This window comes from Rhizomonospora bruguierae (assembly GCF_018397995.1).
Lineage (GTDB): Bacteria > Actinomycetota > Actinomycetes > Mycobacteriales > Micromonosporaceae > Rhizomonospora > Rhizomonospora bruguierae.
Genome location: NZ_BBQH01000017.1, coordinates 38,414 through 64,623, shown reverse-complemented (window position 1 = coordinate 64,623; position 26,210 = coordinate 38,414). Strand labels below are relative to the sequence as shown.

The window sequence follows — 26,210 nt, the reverse complement described above, 5'->3', positions numbered from 1 at the left end:
ATCGGCGGAGAGCGGCTGCTACGCGGTCAGGGCGATGTACTTCTCCTCCAGGAATTCCTGGATGCCGTCGAAGCCGCCCTCCCGGCCCAGTCCACTTTGCTTGACGCCGCCGAACGGGGCGGCCGGGTCGCTGACGAGGCCACGGTTGACGGCGACCATGCCGGCTTCGAGGCGGCGGGCGACCGCGACGGCCTGCCGCTCCTCGCCGAAGACGTAGGCCATGAGGCCGAAGACGGTGTCGTTGGCCATCCGGACGGCGTCGTCGACGGCGTCGAAGCGGACCACCGCGGTGACCGGGCCGAAGATCTCGGTGGTGGTGATCGTGGCGCCGTGGTCGACGCCGGTGAGCAGCGTCGGTTCGTAGAACGCCCCGCCGGGCAGGCGGCGACCGCCGCGCCGCAGCGTGGCCCCTTCCGCCACGGCGGCCGCGACGAGGTCGGCCACCTTGTCCCGCTCGGCCACCGAGACGAAGGCGCCGAGGTCGTTCGCGCGGTCCAGTCCGGGGCCGACCGCCAGCGCGCCGAGCGCGGCGTCCATCCGGGCGACGAACTCGTCGTGCAGGCTGGTGTGCACGTAGAAGCGGTTGGCGGCGGTGCAGGCGGAGCCGCCGTTGCGCATCTTCGCGAGCATCGCGCCGGCCACGGCCTCGTCCAGGTCCGCGCCGGGCAGCACGATGAGCGGGGCATTGCCGCCGAGTTCCATCGACGTGTTGACCACACGGTCGGCGCAGGCGTGCAGGAGTTGCCGGCCGACCTCGGTGGAGCCGGTGAAGGACAGCTTCCGGACCTCCGGGCGGTCGACCATGAGTCGCACCAGGGGGCCGGTCGGCACGGGGGTCACCAGGTTCACGACGCCGCGGGGCAGGCCGGCCCGGTGCAGCGCGTCAACGACGTACGCGGCGGTGAGGGGCGTTTCGCGGGCCGGCTTGAGGATCGCGGTGCACCCGGCGGCGAGGGCGGGGGCGAGCTTGCGCGTCGCCATCGCCGCGGGGAAGTTCCACGGTGTGATGAGCAGCGACACGCCGATCGGCTGCCGGTCGACGATGATGCGCTTGTCGCCGGCGGGTGAGAGCCGGTAGTCGCCGGGGATGCGGACGGCCTCCTCGGCGAACCAGCGGAAGAACTCCATCGCGTAGGTCGCTTCGGCGACGGCGTCCACCCACGCCTTCCCGTTCTCCCGCACGATGGTCCGGGCCAGGTCGTCGATCTCGTCGGCGAGGATCTGGTACGCGGCGCGCAGCAGTTCGCCGCGCACGCGTGGCGGGGTGGCCGCCCAGCCGTCCTGGGCCGCGGCGGCGGCGTCGACGGCGTCCACGCAGTCCTGTTCGCCGGCGGCCGCGAAGCCGGCGATGGTGGACAGGTCGGCGGGGTCGACGACGTCGAAGCGGCGCCCATCCGATCCGGGCCGCCACTGCCCGTCGATGTACAGGTCGGTGTGCAGCCTCATTCGGTGCCTCCTACGTTGCCGGGGACGGGGCACGCTTCCGCCTGCTCGGCGCCGCGTCGGCGCAGCCGGAACCGGCCGCGCCGTTGAGTCTACTGTCGTACAGTCATACAATTCAACGATGTCCGACCCGCACCCCGACCCGTTCGTGGCCGCCCTACCGGAGACCTTCGATCTCCTGCTGCGCGGCGCGATCGACGTCCACGTCCACGGTCAGCCCGATCTGTCGGCCGGACTGCCGAACCGCGGCACGGACGTCGCGGTGGCGCGCCTGGCACAGGCGTACGGCATGTCGGGCTGGGTCCTCAAGTCGCACCTGTGGCCGACGATGGATCGGGCCCGCGCCGTACGGCAGGCGATGACCGGGACCGGATTCCGGGTGGAGGGCAGCATCACCCTCAACCCGCCGGTCGGCGGCCTGGAGCCCAGCGTGGTGGAACTGGCGGCGGCGCACGGCGCCCGGGTGGTATTCCTGCCAACCTGGGGAACCGCCGCCGACGTCGCCCGCGGCGGATACATCTCCCGGCTCCTGGCGCGGGTGGCACCGTCCTTCGACGAGTACGTCGCGCGGTCGGCCATCGCGCTGTGCGACCCCGTCGGCGCCCTGACCGGCCGGACCAAGGCGGTGATCGACGCCTGCCGGGCGCTCGGTCTCGCGCTGGCCACCGGGCACGCCTCGGCCGCGGAGAGCCGCGCGGTCGCCGCGTACTGCGCCGGGATCGGGCAGCGGGTGCTGATCACCCACCCGCTGCACTACACCACGGACCCGACCGAACTGCGCGAGTTCGTCGACATGGGCGCCTATCTGGAGTTCTGCAACGCCCCCCTGGTGCACCCGGACGGGCACCTGCGTATCCGGGACGTGCACGAGGCGCTGGCCGCCGTCGGCCCGCAGCGGGCCATCCTGACCACGGACGTGTTCTCCCGGTGGGTGCCACCCGCGCCGGAGTGCCTGCGCATGTTCGTCGAGCAACTGGCCTACCTCGGCTGGACGGCCGAGCAGATCGCCACGATGGTGGCCACCAACCCCCGCGCCTTCCTGGGAGAACCGGCATGAGAGTCAACGACGTCGAGCCCGCGGACATGACCGCCGAGCAGCGGACCCTCTACGACCGGTACGCGACCGGTCGGCGGGCCACGCCGGACAACCCGTTCCTGCTCATCGGCCCCGACGGGCGACTCCAGGGCCCGCCCGCGGTCTGGGTCCTCAGCCCCACGTTCGGCCAGGCGCTACAGCAGATCGGCGCCGCGGTCCGGTTCGGCTCGCGGCTGCCCGACCGGGCCTGCGAGATCGCGATCCTGCTCGTGGGCCACCACCACGACAGCCCCTTCGAGCTGTACGCGCACCGGCGCGCCGGCGCGGCCGCGGGCCTGACCGAGGCCGACCTGGCGGCGCTGGCCGACGGCACGGAGCCGGCCGCGCTGTCCGAAGTAGAGTCGTGCGTCTTCCGGACGACCCGGCTGATCCTCGACCGGAGCACATTGGACGACGACGAGTTCCGCGCCGCGGCCGGGGTGCTGGGCGAGGTGGGGCTGTTCGAGCTGGTCACGATCGTCGGCTACTACGCCATGGTGGCCCTGCAACTCGCCGTCTTCGACGTCCAGCCACCGGTCATGTCATGAGCTGGTCCATCTGGATCGTCGAGTACGGCTACGTCGACCGGTTCCCGGCGAGCAACCTGTTCGCCGCGCAGCCCAACGAGGGCCACCGGCGGATGCCGTACTGCTTCGGGCTGGTCCGCTCGGCGCGGCGGTGCATCCTGGTCGACACCGGCTTCGCCGACCCGGCGATGTACCGACGGCTCACCGCCAAGTACGGCGAGACCCGGTGGTGCGCGCCGGTCGACGCGCTCGCCCGGCTGGGTGTCGCCGCCGAGCAGGTCGACACCATCCTGTTGACCCACAACCACTTCGACCACGCCGGCTGCGTCGACGCGTTCCCCGCCGCGCACGTCTGGATCCAGCGCCGGGAGATCGACAGCTACCTGGCCGCGGCCGCCCGGCCTGCCCGGTTCGAGTTCCTGACCCGCGCGTGCCAGGCGGACCTGCCGCGGCGGTTGGCGGCCCGGCCGGCGACGCTGGTCGACGGGGTGGCCGAGGTGGCGCCGGGCATCGAACTGCGGCCGGCGTACGACACGCACACGGCCGGCTCGCAGGTGGTCGCGGTCACCAACCGGGCGGACGGTACCTGGGTGTTCGCCGGCGACAACGTCTACGGCTACGAGAACATCGAGGGCATCGGCGGTGACGGCGTCTACGCGCCGATCGCGATGACCACCGGTGGCGCCGCCGGCTGGCTCGACTTCGCCGATGCCATGCTGGCCGGCGTCGGCGGGGACAGCCGGCGGATCCTGCCGTTCCACGAGGCGGCGGTGTGGGACCGGTTCCCCTCCGCCACGTTCGACGATGGTCTGCACGTGGCGGAGGTGTCGCTGGCCGGTGGGCACCCTAGCGCGGTACCCGCAACCGTTCGGGCTGATCGCCGCCGCGATGCCGCCGAGCCCCGCGCCGATGACGGCGACCCGCAGCGGAGCGCCCCCCGCCTCATCGGTCGGCCGGCGCCGGGTAGTCGCCGGCGTTGAACACCCAGCCCCGCATGGCGGAGAAGTCGAACCGCGGCGGGCAGAACACGTCGATGAGGTGGTTGGTCCCCGGCGACACCGCCTCGCTGGTGTGCAGCGAGGGCGGCGGGATCACGGTGACCGCCGGGCCGACCACCCGCTGGTGCTCGTCCGCGCGCCAGTTGGCCTTGTTCGTCGTCCACGGCCAGCGGATGTGGTGCACGTACTCCCCCGCCAGCACGATCGAGCACTGCTCGAAGTCGTCGTGCTTGTGCGGCGACAGCTTCGACGGGTCGCGCGGCCCCTGCTTGGGATCGATGAAGTTGACCATGAAGGTGGTGCACCGGTAGAGCCGGAACGACGGGTTCGACAGCGGCGGGACGGTCAGGTCGTAGCTTCGGATGCGGTACCCCTCCGGCGGATCCGGCCACGGCTGGAACGGCGGGATGTTCTCGTGCGGCTCGGCGTAGGAGTCGGCGTTGGCGGCGAGGTCGGCGAGGTCGGTCGAGCGCGTGGTGACCAACCGCAGCACCCGGCCCCGGCCGGTGACCGTGACCGTGCTGTCGCCGGGCGGCATGACCAGCATCGTCCGCCCGGCCGCCCGGATCTCCTCGCCGGGCGCCTGGGCGTGCGCCGTCAGCGCGTCGTCGGCCAGCAGGACGACGTACTCGTCCGGCTGGTCGGCGCGGCCGAAGGTGGCGGTGCCGTCGACCTCGGAGTAGCCGACGACGAAGTTCTGCCCGCGGGCGTACCAGGTCGAGGCGTCCGCGGTCTTCTCCACCGGGGGCAGGTCGCGGAACTGGACGTGCTCGGAGCCGGAGAACCGCTCGGGCGTCGATGCCGCCGCGGTGCTGGACGGCAGGGTGGAGCGCAGGTCGCTGGGGTCGTACGCCATGGGGGCTCCTATCGGGTGGGTCGGTTGCGCAGATCAGCGACGACGGACGCCGCGGCGGATCTCAGCAGGCTGGTGTCGTTGCTGACCATCACGTACCGGTAGCCGCGGTCGGCGGCCCGCCGCGCCTGCGCGGCGGTCTGCACCGCCGTGCCGGCCGGCACGCCGCGCGCCTGCGCGGCCGCCAGCAACCGGTCCGCGAGTTTCTGGATCCGGGGGTCGGACTGCGGCAGGCCGGCGGACAGTTGCAGGTCGCCCATGCCGAGGAAGACGCCGTTGAGGCCGGGCACGTCGAGGATGTCGTCGACCGCCTCGATCGCGGGGCGTTCCTCCAGCTGGACGGCGCGCATGACCTCGTCGTCCCCGAACCGCAGGTATTCGTCGCGGGGGATGCCGCCCCACCGCCCGGCCCGCGAGGTGGTGCCGAGGCCCCGGTCGCCGCGGGGGGAGAACAGCATCTGCCGGACCGCCGCGGACGCCTCGTCGACCGAGGTCACCCGCGGCACCAGGATGCCGTCGACCCCGGTGTCGAGCAACCGTTGCAGGTGGCTGCCGCTGCGGTCGGGGACGCGGACCAGGACCGACAGGCCGGCGCCCTGCGCCACCACCGTCGCCTGGTACGCGAACTCGAAGGTCAGCGGCGCGTGCTCCTGATCTATCACGATGAAGTCGAACCCGGCATCGGCCAGGATCTCCACCGGCTCCAACGCCGGGATCTTGATCCAGGTGCCGACCAGGCACCGGTCGGCCGAGGCCAGCCGGCGAGCGAAACCCAACCGCGCCATGACGCTCCTCACGAGGGGTTTTGGGTTCCACGGATTGTAGCATCGTCATACGATCTGAGACAACGGATCGACGGCGGCGCAGCATCCGCGGGAGGCCGCGGACTGGGTACGATGTCGGCGACGACTCCGCGGCGATGAGGGTGAACAAGGGAGGACGACGGTGACGCAGACCAATGTGTTGCGGGTTGAGCGGAACCCGGCCCTCATCCGCTCGCAGGTCGTGGGGAACCTCCGGCAGGCGATCCTCGATCGCCGGCTCGCGCCGGGGCAACGCCTGATCGAGCGGGAGCTGGTGGAGCTGACCGGCGTCTCGCGCACCAGCGTCCGGGAGGCGCTGCGCGAGCTGGCCGCCGAGGGCCTGGTCACCGCGATCCCGCACAAGGGCATGGTCGTCAGCAGCGTCAGCGCCGAGGAGGCCCGCCAGCTCTACCAGGTGCGATCGGCGCTGGAGGCCCTGGCCGGCCGGCTCTTCGTCGAGCACGCGAGCGCCACCCAGCGCAAGGCCCTGGCCCGCGCGCTGGAGCGGGTCGAGCGGCAGGCCGCCAAGGGCGCGCCGATCCTGGCCGCGAAGGACGACTTCTACACCGTGCTGTTCGAGGGCGGCGGCAACGAGGCGCTGCGGTCGATTGTCGGCGGCCTGCACGCCCGGGTCAGCATGCTGCGGTCACTGTCCACATCGGTCCCCGGCCGGCTGGAGCACAGCATCCGGGAGTTGCGCGGGATCGTCGACGCCGTTGCGGCCAACGACGCCGCGGCCGCGGCGGCGGCCTGCGCCCGGCATGTCGAGGAGGCCGGCCGGGCCGGTCTGCTCGCGCTCGCCGAACAGGACGGGGCGTAGCACCCACCGTCACCATCCATGGGCACCGCTTCCGATCGCTTCCCAGGATTGTATGATCGTCGTACGCTTTGCCTGCCCCATCGGCGTAAGACAGGAGCGGTCCATGAGTGATGACGAGAACCGGCTCGAACGCGGCAACCGGGTCCGGCGCGAGGTGCTCGGCGACGCACACGTGGACCGGTCGATGCTGCGCGCCACCGACTTCACGCGGGTCGTGCAGGAGTACGTGACGGCCAGTTGCTGGGGCGACGTCTGGTCCCGCCCGGACCTCGACCGGCGCACCCGCAGCCTGATCAACCTGGCGATGCTGACCGCGATGAACCGCCCGCACGAGTTCTCGGTGCACGTCCGCGGCGCGCTGCGCAACGGCTGCACCGAGACCGAGATCCAGGAGGTGCTGCTGCAGACCGCCGCGTACTGCGGAGCACCGGCCGCGCTGGAATCGTTCCGGCTCGCCGAGCGGGTCATCGGCGAGGTTCGGCAGGAGGCCACGGCGGCCGGGGTCGTCGCCGGATGACCCGACGGACCGGCGCCCGGGTGGTCGCGGACATGCTCGACGGCTACGGCGTGACCCATGTCTTCCTGGTTCCGGCGATCCTGCGCCGCACCATGGCCGAACTGGAGCGGCACCACCCGCGGATCGACCGGGTCGTCACCCACGGCGAGAAGTCGGCCGCCTACATGGCGGACGGGTACGCGCGGGTGTCCGGCCGCCCCGGCGTCGCGGCGGCACAGGTGGTCGGGGCCCTGAACCTCGCCGCCGGTCTGCGCGAGCCGTTCCTGGCCGGATCCCCGGTGATCGCCCTGACCGGTGGCCGCTCGCCGGCCACCAAGTTCCGGCACGTCTACCAGGAGGTCGACGACCTGCCCGCGTTCGATCCGGTGACGAAACTCAACGCCACCGTCGAGGACGCCGACCGGTTCCCGGACATGCTGCGGCACGCGTTCCGGGTCGCCACCACGGGTGCCCCCGGCCCGGTGCACCTACAGATCCAGGGCAACGAGGGGCAACTCGACACGGAGCCGACCGACGCCGAGCCGATCGTGGAGCCGACCTTCGCCCGGGCACCCGCGGTACGCCCGGCACCGGACGACGAGAGCGTCTCGGCGGTGCTGCGACTGCTGGCGGCGGCGCGGCGGCCGGTCATCGTCGCCGGCGGTGGCGTGCGGTCCTCCGGCGCCGGCGCCGAACTCGTGGCGCTCGCCGACGCGCTGGGCATCCCGGTGGCCACCTCCGCGAACGGCAAGGACACCATCCCGGGCACCCACCCGCGCTCGGTGGGCGTGGTCGGCACCTACTCGCGGGAGTGCGCCAACCAGGTAGTCGCCCGGGCGGACCTAGTGTGTTTCATCGGCACCGGCACCGGCAGCATGACCACGCACTTCTGGACCGTGCCGCCCGAGGGCACCCCGGCCGTCCAGATCGACATCGAGCCGTCCCGCCTCGGGCGCAACTACCCGCCGCGGGCGTCGCTGGTCGCCGACGCGAAGGCGGCCCTCACCCGGCTGCTCGCCCTGGCCCCCCACCACCGGCAACCCGACCGCTCGGCCTGGCTATCCGAAGTGGACGAGCTGCGGGCGGCCTGGCGGGCGCGCTACCGCGAGGTACTGACCAGCGACGCCGTGCCCGTCCGGCCCGAACGCATCGCCGGCGACCTGACCGCCGCCCTGCCCGGCGACGCCGTGCTGGTGGTGGACACCGGGCACGCCGGGATGTGGATGGCCCAGTTCCACGACGTCACCACGCCGCGGCAGAGCTACCTGCGCAGCGCCGGCCACCTGGGGTGGGCGTTCTGCGCGGGCGTGGGCGCCAAGTGCGCCGCCCCGGACCGACCGGTGGTGGTCTTCACCGGCGACGCCGGCCTCTACTACCACCTCGGCGAGATCGAGACCGCGGTCCGCCGCGGGGTCGGCCTGGTCACCGTGGTGAACAACAATCACGGCGGCAACCAGAGCAGGCGCGGCTTCGACCGGGCCTACGGCGGCCGGGCCACCGAACGGTCCCGGGAGCTGTGGACCTACCGCGACGTGGACTTCGCCCGGATCGCCGCGGAGATGGGCGCGCTGGGCATCCGGGTGGACCGGCCGGGTGACCTGGCGCCGGCACTGGAGCGGGCGCTGGCCGCGGGCCGCCCGGTGGTGGTCGACGTGCACACCGACATCGAGGTCGTCGCACCCCTGCCGGTCAGCTGACCGGCGCCGGCCGGCCGGCGATAGGTCAGCCGGCCGGCGGTACGCCCGGACGTTCGCCGTAGAGCGCGCGGTCGTACGCGGGGAAGTCCCAGGCGCCGGCGCCGCCGGACGGCCGCACCGTGCTCACGATGCTGGCGCCACCGTCCACCGAGACCACCTCCCCGGTCATGTACGCGGCGTCGTCGCTGAACAGGAAGGCCACCACACCGGCCACCTCGTCGCCGGTGCCGGCCCGGCGCAGCGGCGTGCTGCTGGCCCGGCGGCTCATGTCGTCGCGGCCGCCGGCGACGTCCGGCGAACCGGCGAACAGCTCGGTGGGCACGATGCCCGGGGCCACCGCGTTGACCCGCACCCCCAGCGGCCCGCCGTACATGGCCGCGCCGCGCAGGATCCCGAGCACCGCGTGCTTGGAAGTCTGGTAGGCCAGCAGGTCCGCGCTGCCGCGCAGGCTCCCGATCGAGCCGGTGATCACGATGCTGCCGCCCCCGCCCTGCGCGGCGTACCGCTGGAAGGCGGCGCGGGCGCCCAGGAAGACGCCGCGCACGTTCACCGCCATGACCCGGTCGAACTCGGCCGCGGTCAGGTCGGGCAGGGTGGCGAACGACCCGGGGATGCCCGCGTTGAGGTGGTGCAGGTCGACCCGGCCGAACCGCTCGATGGCGGCCTCCAGGTACGCCGCCACACCGTCCTCGGTGGACACGTCGGCCCGGACCCGGATCGCCTCGGTGGGCAGTCCGTCGATGGTCGCGCGCAGGCCGTCATCGTCGAGGTCCACGGCGACGACGTGCGCCCCCTCCTCGGCGAGCCGCCGGACGGTGGCCGCGCCGATGCCGCCGGCCGCGCCGGTCACCACCGCGACCTTGCCCGCGAGTCCACGCATGTCCACCTCCGGCTAGCCCGATCGGTACTAGCCGTGATTGTAGAACGATCATACAATGCTGTCACCCTACCGAATTTAACCTTCCGGAAGTCGCACCGAAACCTCGCCGGATCTTGACACCGTCGGGGATGGATCACCTAGATTCCTCGGTACCGGATAGCCGGATGCTCAACCCGCAATGCGGGACGCTGCCGGAACGCAGCCCGGGAACGCAAGGGAGGCGCGCATGACCAGCACCTCGCGGGGTCCGCGCCCCGGCGCGGACGGACTGGAGATCGCCAGCGGTGACCTCCAGGTGGTGGCCCGGGTCGTCCACCTGCTCCGCCTGCTCGCCGGCAACCAGACCATCGACCTGGTGTCGGCCGCCGAGGCGCTGGGGGTCGGTAGATCCACCGCCCACCGGTACCTGGCATCGATGGAGAACCACGGCCTGCTCCAGCGCCGGGACCGCAACCACTACGAGTTCGGGGTGCTGCTGGCCGAACTGGGCACCATGGCCCTGTCCCGGCTGGGGGTCCTCGACCTGGCCGGCCCGGTGATGGCGGACATCAGCGCCCGGGTGCGGCACACGATCGCCCTGAGCGTGTGGAACGGCACCTGCCCGGTCGTGGCGCAGGTGCGGGAGGACCGCAGCCGCACGGCGCACGTCTCGATCACGGTCGGCAGCCACCTCGGGCCGAACGCCGCGCAGACGGTCGTCTTCTGGGCCTTCCGCACCGAGTCCTTCTACCGCTTCCGGGACGGAGCACCACCGGTCAACGCGACCGACGACGAACTGGCGGAGGTACGCCGCACCGGCATCGCCTTCCGCAAGAGCCCCCGCGACGGCGTCAGCGCCGTGGCCACCCCGATCCGAGACCCGGCCGGCCAGGTCGTCGCGACCCTGGCCGCCGTCGACATCGCGCAATTCGTCCCCGAGGAGATCGACAGCCCGGTGGCACGGGCCCTGCTGCGGGGCGCCGAAACCATCAACCGGCGGATGGTCAACCCGCTCGACAGCGGACCGGACCATCACTGAGCGCTCCGGCTGCGGCCGGAGCGGGCCCACCCGACGGCACTGACGGACAGCGCCGTCCCACCTTCACCGTGCGGGAGCCAGGCGACGACTCCCGATCAAGAAGAGGCGACGAGCATGAAGGCATTACGTACTGTCACCGCCCTTGCGGCCTGCGTTCTCCTGGTATCCGCCTGCGGCGTGGGCGGCGACTCCGCGGGCGCGGACGAGCAGAGCCTGACCTGGGCCAGCACCGGTGGGCAGTTCCAGGAGGACGAGAAGACGGCCCTGCAGGAGCCCTTCACCGCCAAGACCGGCACCAAGTTCGTCAATATCAGCCCGGCCGAGCAGGCCCAGGTGCGCACGATGGTGACCTCGGGCAAGACCATCTGGGACCTGGCGAACATGAGCTGGATCTACGCCGGCGCGTACTGCGGCGAACTGTTCGAGAAGCTGGACGATCCGGCCCTGGACCGCGGCAAGTTCCCGCCGGGGACCACCAGCGACTGCTTCGTGCCCACCTACCGGTACGCGAACATCTTCAGCTACAACGCCGACATGTACCCCGACGAGAAGCCGACCAGCGTCCGGGACTTCTTCGACACCAAGAAGTTCCCCGGCAAGCGGGTCGTCTTCGACTACCCGAAGGCCGGCCTGCTCGAAGCGGCCCTGGTCGCCGACGGGGTGCCGGCGGAGCAGGTCTACCCGCTCGACGTCGACCGGGCCTTCAAGAAGATCGACACCATCAAGAGTTCCATCGTCTTCGCGCCCAGCTACGGCGCGATCCAGCAGATGCTGGTGGACAAGCAGGCCAGCATGGTCCTCACGGTGACCGCGCGCACGATCGTCTCGGCGCAGAGCGGCGCCAACCTCGTGCCGGTCTGGGACTTCAACACCACCGACATCGGCGCGCTGGTCATCCCGAAGAACGCCCCGCACAAGGCCCTGGCCCAGCAGATGCTCGCGTTCGTCACCGAGCCCGAGCAGGCCGCCGCCTACGCCAAGCTGACCGGCACCGCCCCCGCCCGGCTCGACGTCGACCTCAACTCGGTCGGCTACACCGACGAGCAGAAGTCGTTCAACGCCTTCCTGCCCGACCGTGGCACCACCCTGGAGCAGGACAAGCAGTGGTGGATCGAGAACACCGACGCGCTGACGAAGCGCTGGACCAGTTGGAAGGTTGGCTGACGCACATGGTCACGCCGACCGTCACGGCCGAGGCGCCCGTGCGGCGCCTCGGCCCGGCCCGGATCGGCAGGGCACCCGCCGCCGGGTGGCTGCTCCTGCTGCCGTCCCTGATCGCCCTGGTGATCCTCTTCGTCGTTCCGCTGCTGAACGTCGTGGTGGAAAGCTTCACCGAGCCGACCACCGGCCTGGGTAACTACGCCTCGCTGTTCACCGACGGCTACACGCTCCGGGTGCTGGGCAGGACCCTGCTCGTCGCGCTGGTGGTCGCCGTCATCGGCGTGCTGCTGGCCTTCCCGTACGCGTACGCGATGACCCTGGTCGGACCCGTCATGCGCGCCGTGCTGGTGACCGTCGTGCTGGTTCCGTTCTGGACCAGCATGCTGGCCCGCAACTTCGCCTGGATGGTGCTGATGCAGGACGGCGGCGTGATCCAGCGGATGCTGGGACCGTTCGGGCTGGGCCACGTCACCCTGCTGGGCACCACGCTGGCGGTCGGCATCTCGATGACCCAGGTGCTCCTGCCCTTCCTCGTGCTGCCGATGTACAGCGCGATGTCGCAGATCGACGGGCGCCTGGTGGCGGCCGGGGAGAGCCTGGGCGCGCCCCGCAGGCGCGCCTTCCGCCGGATCTACCTGCCCCTGTCCACTCCGGGGGTGATCGCCGGCATGTCCCTGGTGTTCGTGCTGGCGCTGGGTTTCTACGTCACTCCGGCCCTGCTCGGCTCCAGCCGCAACGCGATGATCGCCCAGGTGATCAACATCCGCACCAAGGAACTGCTCGACTTCGGCGGCGCCGGGGCGATGGGCGTGTTCCTGCTCGTCGTCACGCTGGTCGTGCTCGGGCTCAGCCGGCGGCTGGCCGGGCAGAACATCGCGGTCGCCGCGGCCGGTGGCCAGCTGGCGCGCACCGGCCGGGACCGGTCGGCGCCCGTGCGGCCCTGGCTCCGGGCGCACATCACCCTCGTCGCGATCATCCTCGTGGCGCCCACCCTGGTGGTGATCCCGATGAGCTTCTCGTCGGCCCAGACCTTCCAGTTCCCGCCCCGGCAGTGGTCGACGCGCTGGTACGAGCGGCTGTTCACCTCGCCGGAGTGGACCGCCGCGATTCTCAACACCCTTCAGGTCGGCATCTTCACCGCCCTGATCGCGACGGTGCTGGGCACCACCGCGGCCTTCGGCCTGATGCGGCTGCGACCGCGGTGGCGCGGCGCGCTCCACGGCTTCCTGCTCTCGCCGATGATCGTGCCGCACATCCTGGTCGCCCTCGTGGTCTTCGCCTCGTTCCTGCGCCTGGGCCTCAACGGCACGCTCATCGGCATCATCCTGGCCCACACGGCGCTGGCCCTGCCGTTCGTGGTGATCGCCGTGACCGCGCGGTTGCAGGGCATGGACACCCGGCTGCCCAGCGTGGCGGCGAGCCTCGGCGCGAGCCCGGTGTCGGCGTTCCGGCGGGTGACCCTCCCGCTGGTGCTGCCCGGCATCCTGTCCGGCGCCGTGCTGGCCTTCGTGACCTCGCTGGACGAGGTGGTCATCGCCCTGTTCCTCCAGGCGCCCGGCGCGATCACCCTGCCGGTGCAGATGTTCAACAGCGTCACCGTCCAGATCGACCCGACCATCTCCGCCGCGTCGAGCCTGATGGTCCTCCTGGTCAGCGTCCCCATCCTGTTCGCACAGGTCGCCGGCGCCCGACGCGGAAAGAGAGGCACCCGATGAGGTCACCCACGGATCAGCGGACGGTCCCGCGCACCACGGCGCCCCGCGCCGGCGGCCGGGTCGAACTGGTGGACCTGTGCAAGCGGTACGGCGCCGCCGAGCCACCCGCCGTGGATCATGTCACCCTCGACATCCAGCCGGGCGAGTTCATCACCCTGCTGGGGCCCAGCGGCTCGGGGAAGACGACGACGCTCAATATGATCGTCGGCTTCACCGAGCCCACGTCGGGGCGCATCGCGCTCAACGGCCGGGACATCTCCCGGACCCCGGCGCACAAGCGCAACTTCGGCATGGTCTTCCAGAACTACGCGCTGTTCCCGCACCTGACGGTGGCCCAGAACGTGGCCTTCCCGCTGCGCGAGCGCAAGGTGCCCGCCGCCGAGACGGCCCGGCTGGTCGGCGAGACGCTGCGCCTGGTCGACCTGGACGGCATGGCGGACCGCCGCCCGCACGAGCTGTCCGGCGGGCAGCAGCAGCGGGTCGCGCTGGCCCGCGCCGTGGTCTTCTCCCCCAGCGTGCTGCTGCTGGACGAGCCGCTCAGCGCGCTCGACCGCAAGCTGCGCCAGTCGCTGCAGCGGGAGATCAAGCGCCTGCACAACGAACTGGGGCTGACCTTCGTCTTCGTCACGCACGACCAGGACGAGGCGATGACCCTGTCGGACCGGATCGCCATCTTCAACCGCGGCCGGATCGTCGCGGTCGGCACCCCCGCCGAGCTGTACCACCGGCCCACGACCCAGTTCGTCGCGCGGTTCCTCGGCGAGTCCAACGTCTTCGCCGGCCGGCGGGTGGGGGACGGCTACGAGTGGCGCGGTCGCAAGTGGACACTTGGCGGGCCGACCGCCGCCGGCGCCGGGGAGCGGGCGGTGGTCGTCCGGCCGGAACGCTTGAACGTCGCCTTCGACGAGGAGTCGGTGCCGGCCGGTAGCAACACCGCTCCGGCCACCGTCACCGATGTCTCCTTCTACGGCACCTACTACCGCCTCGAACTCGCCTTCGCCGACGACTCGGTCGGCTGCGCGGTGCTGCCCGTCGGCGCCCCCGCCGCCGTCGATCCGGGCACCCCGGTCGTCGCCCACTGGCGACCCGAGAACCAGGTCCTCGTGGCCGAGTGACGCCCAACGAAGGAGCCAGCATGATGGCAGTCGATTACCCGTTCAACCCCGACGCGGACGAGGACCGGAAGGTACCCGACCCGGAGGCCGACGCCCTGCTCGCCGGCGCGGTCGACCTCCACCAGCACCCCGGGCCGAGCCCGTTCCCCCGGCGGATGAGCATCCTCGACGCCGCCCGGGACGCCGCCGCGTTCGGGTTCCGCGCGATCGTGGCCAAGTCCCACCACCACAGCATGGTCACCGACATCCTGGCGCTGCGCACCGCCGGCCTGGCCGACGTGTCGACCGAGGTGTACGGCGGGATCGCGCTCAACCGGACGGTCGGCGGCCTCAACCCGTACGCGGTCGAACTCGCCCTGCGGATGGGCGGGCGGATGGTGTGGTTCCCGACCCTGTCCTCCACCGCCCACGTCCGGCACCACGAGCACCACGACACGGGCTTCCCCACTCCGGAGGTGGAGCTGCGCCCGAACGAGATCATCACGATTCTCGACGAGCGGGGCGCGATACTGCCCGAGGTCCGGGACATCCTGGCCGTCATCGCGGCCGAGGACGCCGTGCTGACCTGCGGCCACCTCGGCGTCGCGGAGTCGCAGGCGCTGATCGACGCCGCCATCGAGGCCGGCGTCGGACGCATCGTGGTCAACCACCCCTGCTTCGTGGTCGGCGCCTCCATCGACCAGGCGGCGGCCTGGGCCCGGCAGGGCGTCACCATCGAACACTGCGCCATCATGTACTTCGGCCGCCCGGAGCGCCGGCGCGACCTCAACGAACTGCTGACCTTCATCAAGGAGGTCGGCGTGGGGCAGACCGTGCTGTCCTCGGACTCGGGGCAGAAGACCAATCCGCTGCCGGTGACCCTCTACCGCCGGGCCGTCCGCGGGCTGCTGGACGCCGGCGTCGCGGCGGCGGACATCCGGCGGCTGGTCGGGACCAACGCCGGGAACCTGCTGCTGCCATGACCACAGCCGCCCCCGACCGGTATCAGGTCACGATCGTCAAGTACGGCACCCGCCAGACCGTCCGCAGCGACGTCTACCTCAACCACCACCTCTACGGCGAGCCGGACGGCCCGATCGGGATGGACTACTTCTTCTGGGTCATCCGCAACGCCGACCGGACCATCGTCGTGGACACCGGATTCTCGGCGGCCGGTGGCGCCCGCCGCCGGCGCACCACCCTGCTCGACCCGGCGGCCGCGTTCGACGCCCTCGGGGTGGACCGGGCCGCCGGACCCCCCGTCGTGGTCACGCATGCCCACTACGACCACATCGGCAACCTCGACCTGTTCCCTGCCTCGCCGCTGACCATCGCCGCCGCCGAGTACGAGTTCTGGACCGGCCCGTACGCGGACCGGACGCTGCTGCACCACTCCGTCGAGGACACCGAACTGGACCACCTGCGGCAGGCCGAGCGGGCGGGCCGGCTGCGGACCTTCGCCGACGAGGTGGAGCTGGCGCCGGGCGTGCGGGTCGTCCGGATCGGCGGGCATACGCCGGGGCAGAGCGTGGTCACCGTGAACACCGACGCCGGGGTCGTCCTGCTCGCCTCCGACTCGGTGCACTACTACGAGGAGTACCAGCGCAGCATGCCGTTCACCCAGGTGGCCAACCTGATCGACATGTACGCCGGCTTCGAGCGCATCCGCGCCATGCTCCGCGACGGACAGATCCAGCACCTGGTCCCCGGCCACGACCCGGACACGCTCGCCCGGTTCACCCCGGTGACCGGGGACCTGGCCGGCCTCGCGGCCACGATCGGAGAGGAACCTCGATGAGAATCGGCTTCGTCGGACTCGGCAACATGGGCGGCCGCATCGCCGCCTGCATCGTGCGCGCCGGGCGGGAGGTGCTGGGCTACGACGTGCGCCCGGAGAACATCGCCGCCGCCGGCGCGCGGGCCGCCAGGTCGGTCGGCGAGGTGACCGACGGCAGCGACCTGCTGCTGCTGTCGCTGCCGGACAGCCGCGTCGTCGAGGCGGTCGTCCTCGGCGACGACGGGGTACTCGCGCACGCCCGCCCGGAGCAGATCGTCGTCGACCTGTCCACCGCGGCGCCGGAGTCGACCACCGGTCTGCACCGGCTGCTCGCCGAGCGGGGTGCGGCGTATCTCGACGCGGGCATCTCCGGCGGCGCCGCCGCGGCCGAGAAGGCGGCGCTGACCCTGATGGTCGGCGGTGACGCGACCGCGCTCGACCGGGCACGCCCGGCCCTGGATCTGTTCTCCGCCAACATCTTCCACTGTGGACCGAGTGGGGCCGGGCACACCGTCAAGCTGCTGAACAACTTCCTCAACGCGATCGCACTGTCGGCCACCGCCGAGGTGATGGTCGCCGGGAAGAAGTCCGGGCTGGACCTGGAGACCCTGCTCGCCGTGCTGAACGCCAGCTCGGGCGTCAACTTCGCCACCCTGAACCGCTTCCCCAAAATCATCCAGGGCGACTACCTCAAGGGCGGGCTCACCAACACGCTGATGCTCAAGGACGTGAACCTCTACGTCGAACTCGTGGCCCGCCTCGGCGTGGTCAGCCCCAACTCCGCCGGCCCGCTGGCCAGCTTCGGCCTGGCCCGCGCGCTCGGCTACGCCGACGAGATCAGCAACACCGTCGTCGACGCCCTCGGCGACCTGTCCGGCGGTGTCCGGCTACACACGAAGGAGGAGCCTGCCCCATGAAGATCGTCCACGGCCGCGCCGAGGGGATCCCGTCCGAGCAGCGTGCCACGGTCACCGGTGAGGCGTGGTTCGACCCCGTCCTGCCCGCCACCGACGGAACCACCATCGCCACCGTGTTCTTCGCCCCCGGGGCGCGCACGTACTGGCACCGCCACGAGAACGGCCAGGTCCTCCAGGTACTCGCCGGACGCGGCCTGATCTGCACCGACGGCGAGCAGCCCCGGACCATCAGCGCCGGCGACACCGTGTGGGTGCCACCGGGCGAGCGGCACTGGCACGGCGCCGCAACGGACTCGTTCATGACGCACACCGCGATCTCCCTCGGCACCACCCACTGGGCGGAGGAGGTCGTCAGCGATGGCTGAACCGGTTGCCTTCATCGGGCTGGGCAACATGGGCGCTCCCATGTCGGCCCGGCTGGTCCGCGCCGGGTACCGGGTGCGGGGCTTCGACCTCTCCCCCGACGCCCGGCAGGCGCTGGCCGACGCCGGGGGAACGGCCGCCCGGGACCTGGCCGACGCGGTCCGCGGGGCGTCCGTGGTCGTGCTGATGCTGCCCAACTCCGCCGTCGTGGCCGCCACCGTCCACGACGGACAGTTCGTCGTGGAGCCCGGCACGATCGTCGTCGACATGAGCTCCTCGGAGCCGCTGCGCACCCGCGCGCTGGCCGCCGAACTGGCCGACCGCGGCGTGACGCTGGTGGACGCCCCGGTCTCCGGCGGGGTGTCCCGCGCCCGCAGCGGCGAGCTGACCATCATGACCGGCGGCGAACCGGCCGACCTGGCGCGGGTCGAACCGCTCCTCGCCCACCTGGGCACCACCACGCGGGCCGGCGCGGTCGGCAGCGGCCACGCCGTCAAGGCGCTGAACAACCTGGTTTCCGCCACCCACCTGCTGGTCACCTCCGAGGCGATCCTGGCCGGTGAACGGTTCGGCCTCGACCCGCGGACCATGCTGTCCATCTTCAACAGTTCCAGCGGCCGCAGCGGGTCGACCGAGAACAAGTGGCCCAACTTCATCCTCCCCGGCACCTACGACTCCGGCTTCGGGCTGCGGCTGATGCTCAAGGACATGCGCATCGCCACCGGCCTGGCCGACCAGGTCGGCGCGCCCGACCCGCTCGGACACGCGGCCACCGAGCTGTGGGCCCGGGCCGCCGAGGCGCTCGAGGACGCCGCCGACCACACCGAAATCGTCACCTGGCTGCGAAAGGACCGATCCTGATGGCGCTGACCGCACGGCAGGAAGAGATCAAGCAGGAGTTCATCCGGGTCCGCGGAACCTGGAGCGACCTCTGGGAGGGCGTGCTCCGGCTCGACCCCGAGTTTCTCCGGGCCTACCTCGACCTCTCCGCCGTGCCCTGGCGCAAGAACCACCTCGACGACAAGGTCAAGGAGTTCATCTACATCGCGATCGACGCGAACGCCACCCACATGTACCTGCCGGGCGTGCGCCAGCACGTCCGGGCCGCGCTCAAGCTGGGCGCCACCCCGCAGGAAATCATGGAGGTCCTCGAACTCTCGGCGACCCTGGGCATCCACGCGATGAACGTCGGTGTGCCGATCCTCGTCGAGGTGCTGACGGAGAAGGGCCTGCGAACCGGTCCGGCGCCGCTGACCGAGGAGCAGGAGCGACTGAAGGCCGAGTTCACCCGGACCCGCGGGTACTGGCACGCCTTCTGGGACGAGATGCTCGAACTCGATCCGGAGATGTTCGCCGCCTACACCGACTTCTCCTCCGTGCCGTGGCGTTCCGGCACCCTCGAACCGAAGGTCAAGGAATTCGTCTACATCGCGTTCGACACGGCCGCCACGCACCTGTACGCCAAGGGGCTCAAGCTGCATATCGAGAACGCTCTCGGCCACGGCGCCACCCCGCAGGAGATCCTGGAGGTCATGGAAATCGCGTCGGTGCTCGGCATCCACGGCGTGACCGCGGCCGTGCCGATCCTGTTGGAGGAGATGGAGAACGCCGCCCAGGGCGAGGGATGACCGCCGGTCCGGGGCCGGCGTCCACCGGACGGCCGGTCCCGGTCACCGTGGCCGGCGGGTGCGTCAGCGGGCGAGGTAGCCACCGTCCACGCTCAGGATCGTGCCGGTGATGCCGGCCGACTCCGGGGCGGCCAGGAAGACGATCGCGCGGGCCACCTCGTCCGGTGTGGACACCCGCCCGATCGGGTGGTTGGCCAGGGTAATCGCCTGGCTCGCCGCGGGATCCGGGTCCGCCATGCGGGCCTCGGCGGTGAACTCGGTGTCCACCGCCCCCGGCGCCACGGCGTTGACCCGCACACCGGCGCTGGCGTACTCGATCGCGAGTTGCCGGGTCAGCTGCACGATCGCGCCCTTGGTCATCGCGTAGACGCTCTGGTTCCCGATGCCGACCAGTCCTGAGATCGAGGCCGTGTTGACGACGCAGCCGCGGGTGCCGGTCAACCGTGGCAGGGCGGCGCGGGTCAACCGGAACGCCGACCGGACGTTGACGGCGAACAGCGCGTCGAAGTCGTCGTCGGTCGTGTCCAGGATCGGCCGGCGCAGGAACCGCCCGGCGTTGTTCACCAGCAGATCGAGCCGGCCGAACTCGGCCACCGCCCGCCCGATCACGGCATCCGGCGTCGCGGCGGCGGTCAGGTCGGCCGCCACGGGCACCACCCGGCCGTCCTCGGCCAGGTCGGACACCGCGGGTGAGACGTCGACCGCGATCACCCGGTAGTTCGCGGTCCGCAGCCGGTTCACCACGCAGCGGCCGATACCCCCGGCGGCACCGGTCACGACAGCGGTCATCTCCATGACATCGTCTCCCCACGGGTGGCGCCGGCGCGGCGTCATGCGCTTTCGTCGGACCGAAGGCCGGCCGGGTGATCGTAGGATGATCATACAATCTTGCGGGTTGGCGCATCAACCCGAGGGATCAGACCGGCGCGAACTGCCCCGCCCGGCGGCTGCTCATCCCTTTGCGGGAAGGTGCAGCCGGTATCCCATTCCCGCCTCCGTCATGATGTACTTCGGGACGCCCGGATTCGGTTCCAGCTTCTTGCGCAACTGCGCGATGTACAGCCGCAGGTACCCGGTGTCGCTGATGTGCTCGGAGCCCCAGATCTCGGTCAGGAGGGTCTGCCGGGTGACCAGCTTGCCGGGGTTGCGGATAAGCAGTTCGAGAACCTGCCATTCGGTCGGGGTGAGCCGCACGGGCTGCGGCTGCGCGTCGATGCGTTTGGTGACGCTACGGGCCGACAGGTCCACGGTTACGTTGCCGAACGACACGACCGGATCGGCGTCGTTGCGGGCGAGGCGCCGCGTCATGGCCCGGATACGGGCCAGCAACTCATCGATGGAGAACGGCTTGGTGACGTAGTCGTCGGCGCCGGCGTCGAGGGCTTCGACCTTGTCGGCCGCGCCGCTTCGGCCCGAGATGACGAGGATCGGGGCGGTGGACCACCCGCGGACTCCGGTGATCACCTCGATCCCGTTCAGCTTGGGCATACCGAGGTCGATCATGAAGATGTCGGGGCGGTGCCGGATCGCGCCGCTGATCGCCTGCTCGCCGTCCGCGGCCGTGACGATCTCGTACCCCTCCGCGCCGAGCGTGATGCGCAGGGCACGAAGGATCTGCGGGTCGTCATCGGCGATCAGGATTTTCATCTGGCGCACCGTTCCTGTCCTTACCGCATGGTAGCTGCGCCGATGGCGGGCAGCGAGACGACCATGGTTATCCCTCCGCCCGGCGTTTCCTCGGGGGTGAGCACGCCGCCCATGCCTTCGACGAATCCGCGGGACAGCGCCAGGCCGAGACCGAGACCGGTGGTGTTGTCCGTGTCGCCGCGGCGCTGGAAGGGGAGAAACACATCGTCGCGCCGCTCGGGCGGGATTCCCGGGCCGTTATCGATGATTCGGATTTCCACCCGACCCGCGAACGCACTCGTGGTCACCCGCACCCGCGAACCCCGCGGGGAGTGCCGCGACGCGTTCGAGAGCAGGTTCACCACCACCCGTTGCAGCAGGACGGCGTCCGCCGTCACCGGCGGGCCATCGGGATCCAGTTCCAGTTGCACGCTGTCCGGTCCGAGGCCGAGTTCCTCCAGCGCGGGCAGGATGACGTCCGCCGGCTCCACCGGGCCGGGAGAGATCGCGAGGACCCCGGCCTGGAGCCGGCTCGCGTCGAGCAGATCGGTGACCAGCGCGGCGAGCGTCTTCAGGCTCTCGTCCGCGGTCTCCAGCAGCTCCGCGGTGTCCGCGTCGCTCAGCGAACGGCGGGTCGCGCGGAGCCCGCTGACCGCCGCCGTGGCCGCGGCAAGTGGCCGGCGCAGGTCGTGACTGACCGCCGACAGCAGCGCGCTGCGCACCCGGTCCGACGCGGCCAGCGGACCGACCTCGCTGGCGGTCTCGGCCAGGTCGGAGTGTTCGAGGGCGGCGTCGAGCTGGGCCACCACCACGGTGAGTAGCCGCCGTTCGGACACTTCGAGGTCGGCGCCGTGCAGTTCCAGCACGGCCCGGTTCCCGACGGGCGCCTGGGTGAACCGGCCGTCGGGCAGCGGTTGCCCGGACGCGGCGAGCACGGCGCCGTCGTCGATGAGGCGGACCCCGGCCAGCCCGAAGGCCTCCCTGGTCCGGTCGACGAGCGCCTGGACCGCGCCCTGCCCCCGCAACACGCTGCCGGCCACCGTGGCCAGCAGCTCCGACTCGGCCGCCGCGCGGTGCGCCACCCGGGCCTGCCGTGCGGCGCGGTCGACGACGTAGCTGACGAGGACGCCGATGACGACGTAGAGAACCAGGGCCAGCAGGTGCAGCGGTGCGGAGACGGTAACGGTGTGGAAGGGCGTGATGAAGAAGTAGTCCAGGCTGATCCCGGACATGACCGCGGCGAACAGCGCCGGCCAGATGCCGCCGACGAGCGCGACGACCACCACGAGCAACTGGTAGCTGAGCACCTCGCTGGTGATCGACTCGTCGGTTTGCAGCGCGGTCAGCAGCCAGGTGAGCAGCGGGCCGCCCAGCAGGGCGACGCCGAAGCCGCCGGCGCGGCGTTGGATCGTCAGCGCGCCGCCGATGCGCGGCAACGTGAACCGGCCGCCACCGGCCGCGGCATGGTTGACGATGTGCACGTCGACGTTGCCCGCCTCGCGGATGATGGTGGCCCCGATGCCCGGTCCGGTCAGGGCCGCGGCGATCCGGCTGCGGCGGCTCACCCCGATGACCAGTTGGGTGGCGTTGACGGACTTGGCGAACTCCACGAGGGTGGTCGGCACGTCGACGCCGACGACCTGATGGTAGGTACCGCCGAGCTTCTCGACGAGTGCGCGTTGCTGGCTCAGCGCGGCCGGGCTCGCGGCGCGCCGCCCGCCCGGGCTGGTCACGTGCACGGCGAGCAGTTCGCCACCGCCCGACCGGGCCGCGATGCGGGCCCCGCGGCGCACCAGCGTCTCGCCTTCCGGGCCACCGGCGAGGGTCACCACCACCCGTTCCCGCGCCTCCCAGGCGCTGTCGATGCCGTGTTCGGCGCGGTAGTTCTGTAGCGTCTGGTCGACCTCGTCGGCCAGCCACAGCAGGGCCAGCTCCCGCAGCGCGGTGAGGTTGTCGAGCCGGAAGTAGTTCGACATCGCGGCGGTGACCTGTTCGGCCGGGTAGATCAGCCCGCCGGCGAGCCGATCGCGCAGCGCCTTCGGATCCAGGTCGATGACCTCGATCTGGTCGGCGTCCCGCAGGACCTCGTCCGGGATGGTCTCGCGATGGGGCACCCCGGTGATCTGCTCGACGATGTCGTTCAGCGATTCGATGTGCTGGATGTTGAGGGTGGAGATGACGTCGATTCCCGCGTTCAGCAACTCCTGGATGTCCGCCCAGCGCCGCTCGTTGCGCGAACCGGGCCCGTTGGTGTGGGCCAGCTCGTCCACCAGGGCGACGGCGGGCTTGCGGGCCAGAACCGCGTCGATGTCCATCTCGGTGAAGGTGGCGTCCGGGTGGCACACCGTCCGGCCGGGCAGGGCCGGGATCACCTGGGCCGCGGCCGCGGTGGCGCTTCGACCGCGGGTCGCCACCACCGCGACCACCACGTCCTTGCCCTCGTCGAGCAGCCGCTTGCCCTCCTCGAGCATGGCGTAGGTCTTGCCGACGCCGGGGGCCGCGCCGAGCAGGACCCGTAGCCGGCCGCGCCCGGTCACGACCGCCGGTCCAGGTCGTCCAGGGCGAGGTTCAGCTCGACGACGTTGACCCGGGGTTCGCCGAGGTATCCGAGGTCCCGCGGCTGGATGCGCGACTCGACGAGGGCACGGACGTCCTCGGCGCGCAGGTGGCGGGCGGCGGCGACCCGGTCGACCTGCAGCCGCGCGTAGGCGGGGCTGATGTGCGGGTCCAGGCCGGAGCCGGAGGCGGTGACCGCGTCGGCGGGGACCGCGTCGCCGGGGACGCCGTTGAACGCGGCGACCTGCGCCCGGCGCCGCTGGATGGCGGCGATGAGTTCCTCGTTCTCGGGACCGTGGTTCGACCCGGACGAGGCGGCCGCGTCGTAGCCGCCGCCGGCGGCCGAGGGGCGCGGCTGGAAGTACTCCGGCAGCGGATTGCCCTCCGCGTCGGCGAATGCCTGACCAAGCAGCGCCGAACCGACCAGCCTGCCGTCCGGGCCGTACCGGCCGGATCCGTTCGCCTGCGACGGGAAGGCGAGCTGCCCGATGCCGGTGATCGCGAGTGGGTACCCGACGCCCAGCAGCACGGTGAGGACGGCCATGGCGCGGATCGCCACCCACACCGCGCGGCCCGAAGCGCGGCTGACGATGTTCATGGGCGGTGGCTTCCTCTCAGTACCCGGGCAGCAGCCCGACGAGTACATCGATAATTTTAATTCCCACCAAGGGTACGGCGATGCCGCCGAAACCATATATCAGCAGGTTGCGGCTCAACGCCGCGGAAAGGTTCGCCATCCGGTAGGGCACGCCGAGCATGGCCAGCGGGATCAGCACGCCGATCACCACGGCGTTGAAGATGACGGTCGACAGCACGGCCGAGGCGGGCGAGTGCAGGCGCATGAGGTTCAGCGCCGCCAGCCCGGGAAACACCCCCACGAAGAGCGCCGGGACGATCGCGATGTACTTGACGAGATCGTTGGCGATGGAGAAGGTCGTCAACGCGCCGCGGGTCGCCATCTGTTTCCGGCCGATCTGAACGATCTCGATGAGCCTGGTCGGATCGTCGTCGAGGACGACCATCGTGGCCGCCTCCTTCGCGGCCATGGTAGCCGTGTTCATCGCCACCCCGACGTCCGCCTGCGCGAGCGCGGGCGCGTCGTTGATGCCGTCGCCGCTCATCGCCACGAAATGCCCCGCGGCCTGCTCGCGCCGGATGAGCGCGAGCTTGTCCTCGGGCGTCGCGTCGCCGAGGTAGTCATCGACGCCGGCTTCCTGCGCGATCGCCGCCGCGGTGAGCGGATTGTCCCCGGTGACCATCACGGTGCGGATGCCCAGCGCCCGCAGGCGGGCCAGGCGGGCGGGCACCCCGTCCTTGACCACGTCCTTCAGGTGGATCACGCCCAGGATCCGGCCCGGCCCGGCGGCGGGCTTGACCGCGACCACCAGGGGCGTTCCGCCGGACCGCGCGATCGCGGAGGTCTGCTCCGTCAGCTGGGTCACGACCCGGCGGGTCTGCTGGGTGCCGGTCTCCTTGAGCCAGGCGAGGACGGCGGACTGGGCGCCCTTGCGCAGCCGGGTACCGTCGGGCATGTTCCGACCGGACATCCGGGTCTTCGCGCTGAACGGCACGGCCTGCCCCGGGTCGGCCGGGACGGCCGGCGCGTCGATCCCCTCGCGCCGGGCGAGTTCGATGGTGGATACGCCCTCCGGCGTCGGGTCGCCCAGCGACGCCAGGACGGCGGCGTGCCTGAACTCGTCGTCCGTCGCACCGGCCAGGCTGATGAATCGGGTGGCGCGCCGGTTGCCGCGCGTGATCGTGCCGGTCTTGTCCAGCAGCACCGTGGTGACCTCCCCGGCGGGTTCGAGCGCCCGGGCCGAGGTGAGCAACACGTTCCGGCGCAGCAGCCCGTACATGGCGGCTATCCCGGTCACCGACAACAGGGCGGCGATGGTGGTGGGCAGCAGGCAGGTCAGCAGCGCGACCAGGACCGTGATCGGGACGGCGTGGGTCACCGGTGAGGCGATCGCGTTGAGCGTCAGGGCCATGATCACGAACGAGAGGGACAGCGAGGCGAGCAGGGTGCTCAGGGCCAGTTCGTTCGGTGTCTTCTGGCGCCGAGCGCCTTCCGCGAGGTCGATCATGTGGTCGACGAGGGTGCGGCCGCGCGGTGCGGTGATCCGCACCACGATGCGATCCGAGACGACCCTGGTGCCACCCGTGAGCGCGGAGCGGTCCCCGCCCGCGGCCCGGATCACCGGCGCCGACTCCCCGGTGATGGCCGACTCGTCCACCGAGGCGATGCCCCAGACGATCTCCCCGTCCCCCGGCACGACCTCGCCCGCCGCCACGATGACGACATCGCCCGGTCTCAGCTCGGCCGAGCTCACGTCGGTCGGGGCGGCGTGCGTCGCGGCCGCGTCGGTTTTCGGGTCGTAGTTCTCGACCCGGCGGGTCATCGTGCCGTCCGGCATCCGCCGCAGCGTCGCGGTCTGGGTCCGTCCGCGGGCTTCCGCGGCCGATTCGGCGACGTTGGCGAACAACACGGTCAGCCACAGCCAGGAGGCGACCGCCCAACTGAAACTCGACGGCAGTCGCCCCCCGCCGGACATGGTCGGACCGCCGACGAAGGGCTCCGCGATCGCCACGGCCGTGGTCAACGCCGCGCCGCACCACACCAGCAGAAGCACCGGGTTGGTCAACTGAACCCGCGGGTCGAGCTTGCGCAACGCGGCCGCGAGCAGCACGAGCACCGGGCGCCAGAGCTCAGGGAGCCGGCCGTGCCCAGCGCCGCGCCGGAGCCGCCGGACGCTTATCGTCACG

25 protein-coding genes and 1 pseudogene are annotated in these 26,210 nt (G+C 71.6%); 17 read left to right on the top strand and 9 right to left on the bottom strand.

Annotation, left to right across the window (positions count from 1 at the left end):
* Positions 1–18: 18 nt before the first annotated feature.
* Positions 19–1,446, bottom strand: coding sequence for an aldehyde dehydrogenase family protein (locus KJS59_RS08830; protein WP_213451916.1), 1,428 nt, complete (start codon positions 1,444–1,446; stop codon positions 19–21).
* 118 nt (positions 1,447–1,564) lie between these two features.
* On the opposite strand from KJS59_RS08830, the gene KJS59_RS08825 reads away from it, so the two are divergent.
* From KJS59_RS08825 to KJS59_RS08815, 3 genes are read left to right on the top strand one after another with little or no spacing between them, the layout of a single operon-like run.
* Positions 1,565–2,500 carry a DUF6282 family protein gene (locus KJS59_RS08825; protein ID WP_213451915.1) on the top strand — a complete coding sequence of 312 codons (936 nt, stop codon included), beginning with the start codon at positions 1,565–1,567 and terminating at the stop codon, positions 2,498–2,500.
* Entirely contained in the window at positions 2,497–3,066 is a 570-nt protein-coding gene (locus tag KJS59_RS08820; protein ID WP_213451914.1) for a carboxymuconolactone decarboxylase family protein, read from the top strand. Before KJS59_RS08825 ends, KJS59_RS08820 begins: the two co-directional genes overlap by 4 nt.
* Positions 3,063–4,025: an N-acyl homoserine lactonase family protein gene (locus KJS59_RS08815; protein ID WP_213451912.1), complete on the top strand. Its 963-nt coding sequence runs from the start codon at positions 3,063–3,065 to the stop codon at positions 4,023–4,025. Before KJS59_RS08820 ends, KJS59_RS08815 begins: the two co-directional genes overlap by 4 nt.
* Here the strand turns inward: KJS59_RS08815 and KJS59_RS08810 are convergent.
* Both KJS59_RS08810 and KJS59_RS08805 read right to left on the bottom strand, forming a co-directional pair.
* A complete protein-coding gene (locus KJS59_RS08810) occupies positions 3,988–4,899 on the bottom strand; it encodes a cupin domain-containing protein (RefSeq protein WP_213451910.1) in 912 nt (303 codons plus the stop codon). The two genes, KJS59_RS08815 and KJS59_RS08810, sit on opposite strands and share 38 nt — an antisense overlap.
* Before the next feature lie 8 nt (positions 4,900–4,907).
* Entirely contained in the window at positions 4,908–5,681 is a 774-nt protein-coding gene (locus tag KJS59_RS08805; protein WP_249713990.1) for an HpcH/HpaI aldolase family protein, read from the bottom strand.
* A gap of 160 nt (positions 5,682–5,841) precedes the next feature.
* Here KJS59_RS08805 and KJS59_RS08800 point away from each other — a divergent pair, with 160 nt between their 5' ends.
* The 3 genes from KJS59_RS08800 to KJS59_RS08790 all read left to right on the top strand — a co-directional run bounded on the left by KJS59_RS08800 (position 5,842) and on the right by KJS59_RS08790 (position 8,712).
* Positions 5,842–6,519 (top strand): GntR family transcriptional regulator, encoded by a 678-nt coding sequence (locus KJS59_RS08800; protein ID WP_213451908.1) that lies wholly within the window; start codon positions 5,842–5,844, stop codon positions 6,517–6,519.
* Positions 6,520–6,622: 103 nt separating this feature from the next.
* Positions 6,623–7,036 carry a carboxymuconolactone decarboxylase family protein gene (locus KJS59_RS08795; protein WP_213451906.1) on the top strand — a complete coding sequence of 138 codons (414 nt, stop codon included), beginning with the start codon at positions 6,623–6,625 and terminating at the stop codon, positions 7,034–7,036.
* Positions 7,033–8,712 (top strand): thiamine pyrophosphate-binding protein, encoded by a 1,680-nt coding sequence (locus KJS59_RS08790; protein ID WP_213451904.1) that lies wholly within the window; start codon positions 7,033–7,035, stop codon positions 8,710–8,712. The genes KJS59_RS08795 and KJS59_RS08790 overlap by 4 nt, the downstream gene beginning before the upstream one ends.
* 25 nt (positions 8,713–8,737) lie before the next feature.
* Here the strand turns inward: KJS59_RS08790 and KJS59_RS08785 are convergent, their stop codons facing one another.
* Complete coding sequence (locus KJS59_RS08785) at positions 8,738–9,592, bottom strand: SDR family NAD(P)-dependent oxidoreductase (RefSeq protein WP_213451902.1); 855 nt, start codon at positions 9,590–9,592, stop codon at positions 8,738–8,740.
* Positions 9,593–9,818: 226 nt separating this feature from the next.
* On the opposite strand from KJS59_RS08785, the gene KJS59_RS08780 reads away from it, so the two are divergent.
* From KJS59_RS08780 to KJS59_RS08735, 11 genes and pseudogenes are all read left to right on the top strand, one after another.
* A complete protein-coding gene (locus tag KJS59_RS08780; protein WP_213451900.1) occupies positions 9,819–10,610 on the top strand; it encodes an IclR family transcriptional regulator in 792 nt (263 codons plus the stop codon).
* A 177-nt stretch (positions 10,611–10,787) separates the two neighbouring features.
* Positions 10,788–11,774, top strand: a complete 987-nt coding sequence (locus tag KJS59_RS08775; protein ID WP_213451898.1) for an extracellular solute-binding protein — start codon at positions 10,788–10,790, stop codon at positions 11,772–11,774.
* A gap of 5 nt (positions 11,775–11,779) precedes the next feature.
* Positions 11,780–12,616: pseudogene (locus KJS59_RS32155) on the top strand (ABC transporter permease); the annotation flags it as partial.
* A gap of 162 nt (positions 12,617–12,778) precedes the next feature.
* Positions 12,779–13,486 (top strand): ABC transporter permease, encoded by a 708-nt coding sequence (locus KJS59_RS32150; protein ID WP_376771143.1) that lies wholly within the window; start codon positions 12,779–12,781, stop codon positions 13,484–13,486.
* The gene (locus KJS59_RS08765; protein ID WP_213451894.1) at positions 13,483–14,601 is read left to right on the top strand and encodes an ABC transporter ATP-binding protein; all 1,119 of its coding nucleotides are present in this window, start codon (positions 13,483–13,485) and stop codon (positions 14,599–14,601) included. The genes KJS59_RS32150 and KJS59_RS08765 overlap by 4 nt, the downstream gene beginning before the upstream one ends.
* 20 nt (positions 14,602–14,621) lie before the next feature.
* A complete protein-coding gene (locus KJS59_RS08760; protein WP_213451892.1) occupies positions 14,622–15,563 on the top strand; it encodes a DUF6282 family protein in 942 nt (313 codons plus the stop codon).
* Entirely contained in the window at positions 15,560–16,378 is an 819-nt protein-coding gene (locus KJS59_RS08755) for an N-acyl homoserine lactonase family protein (protein ID WP_213451890.1), read from the top strand. The genes KJS59_RS08760 and KJS59_RS08755 overlap by 4 nt, the downstream gene beginning before the upstream one ends.
* Positions 16,375–17,274 carry an NAD(P)-dependent oxidoreductase gene (locus KJS59_RS08750; RefSeq protein WP_213451888.1) on the top strand — a complete coding sequence of 300 codons (900 nt, stop codon included), beginning with the start codon at positions 16,375–16,377 and terminating at the stop codon, positions 17,272–17,274. The genes KJS59_RS08755 and KJS59_RS08750 overlap by 4 nt, the downstream gene beginning before the upstream one ends.
* Entirely contained in the window at positions 17,271–17,639 is a 369-nt protein-coding gene (locus KJS59_RS08745) for a cupin domain-containing protein (protein ID WP_213451886.1), read from the top strand. The genes KJS59_RS08750 and KJS59_RS08745 overlap by 4 nt, the downstream gene beginning before the upstream one ends.
* On the top strand, positions 17,632–18,498 hold the full coding sequence (locus tag KJS59_RS08740) for an NAD(P)-dependent oxidoreductase (protein WP_213451884.1): 867 nt from the start codon (positions 17,632–17,634) through the stop codon (positions 18,496–18,498). The genes KJS59_RS08745 and KJS59_RS08740 overlap by 8 nt, the downstream gene beginning before the upstream one ends.
* Positions 18,498–19,265, top strand: a complete 768-nt coding sequence (locus KJS59_RS08735; protein ID WP_213451882.1) for a carboxymuconolactone decarboxylase family protein — start codon at positions 18,498–18,500, stop codon at positions 19,263–19,265. Before KJS59_RS08740 ends, KJS59_RS08735 begins: the two co-directional genes overlap by 1 nt.
* Positions 19,266–19,328: 63 nt before the next feature.
* On the opposite strand, the gene KJS59_RS08730 is transcribed toward KJS59_RS08735, so the two are convergent.
* The 5 genes from KJS59_RS08730 to kdpB all read right to left on the bottom strand — a co-directional run bounded on the left by KJS59_RS08730 (position 19,329) and on the right by kdpB (position 26,209).
* Positions 19,329–20,060 carry an SDR family NAD(P)-dependent oxidoreductase gene (locus KJS59_RS08730; RefSeq protein WP_213451880.1) on the bottom strand — a complete coding sequence of 244 codons (732 nt, stop codon included), beginning with the start codon at positions 20,058–20,060 and terminating at the stop codon, positions 19,329–19,331.
* Positions 20,061–20,216: 156 nt separating this feature from the next.
* Positions 20,217–20,912, bottom strand: a complete 696-nt coding sequence (locus KJS59_RS08725; protein ID WP_213451878.1) for a response regulator transcription factor — start codon at positions 20,910–20,912, stop codon at positions 20,217–20,219.
* Positions 20,913–20,932: 20 nt separating this feature from the next.
* On the bottom strand, positions 20,933–23,428 hold the full coding sequence (locus KJS59_RS08720) for an ATP-binding protein (protein ID WP_249713989.1): 2,496 nt from the start codon (positions 23,426–23,428) through the stop codon (positions 20,933–20,935).
* A complete protein-coding gene (kdpC, locus tag KJS59_RS08715; RefSeq protein WP_213451876.1) occupies positions 23,425–24,045 on the bottom strand; it encodes a potassium-transporting ATPase subunit KdpC in 621 nt (206 codons plus the stop codon). The genes KJS59_RS08720 and kdpC overlap by 4 nt, the downstream gene beginning before the upstream one ends.
* A gap of 16 nt (positions 24,046–24,061) precedes the next feature.
* Entirely contained in the window at positions 24,062–26,209 is a 2,148-nt protein-coding gene (gene kdpB / locus KJS59_RS08710; protein ID WP_213451874.1) for a potassium-transporting ATPase subunit KdpB, read from the bottom strand.
* Between the last annotated feature and the right edge of the window lies 1 nt (position 26,210).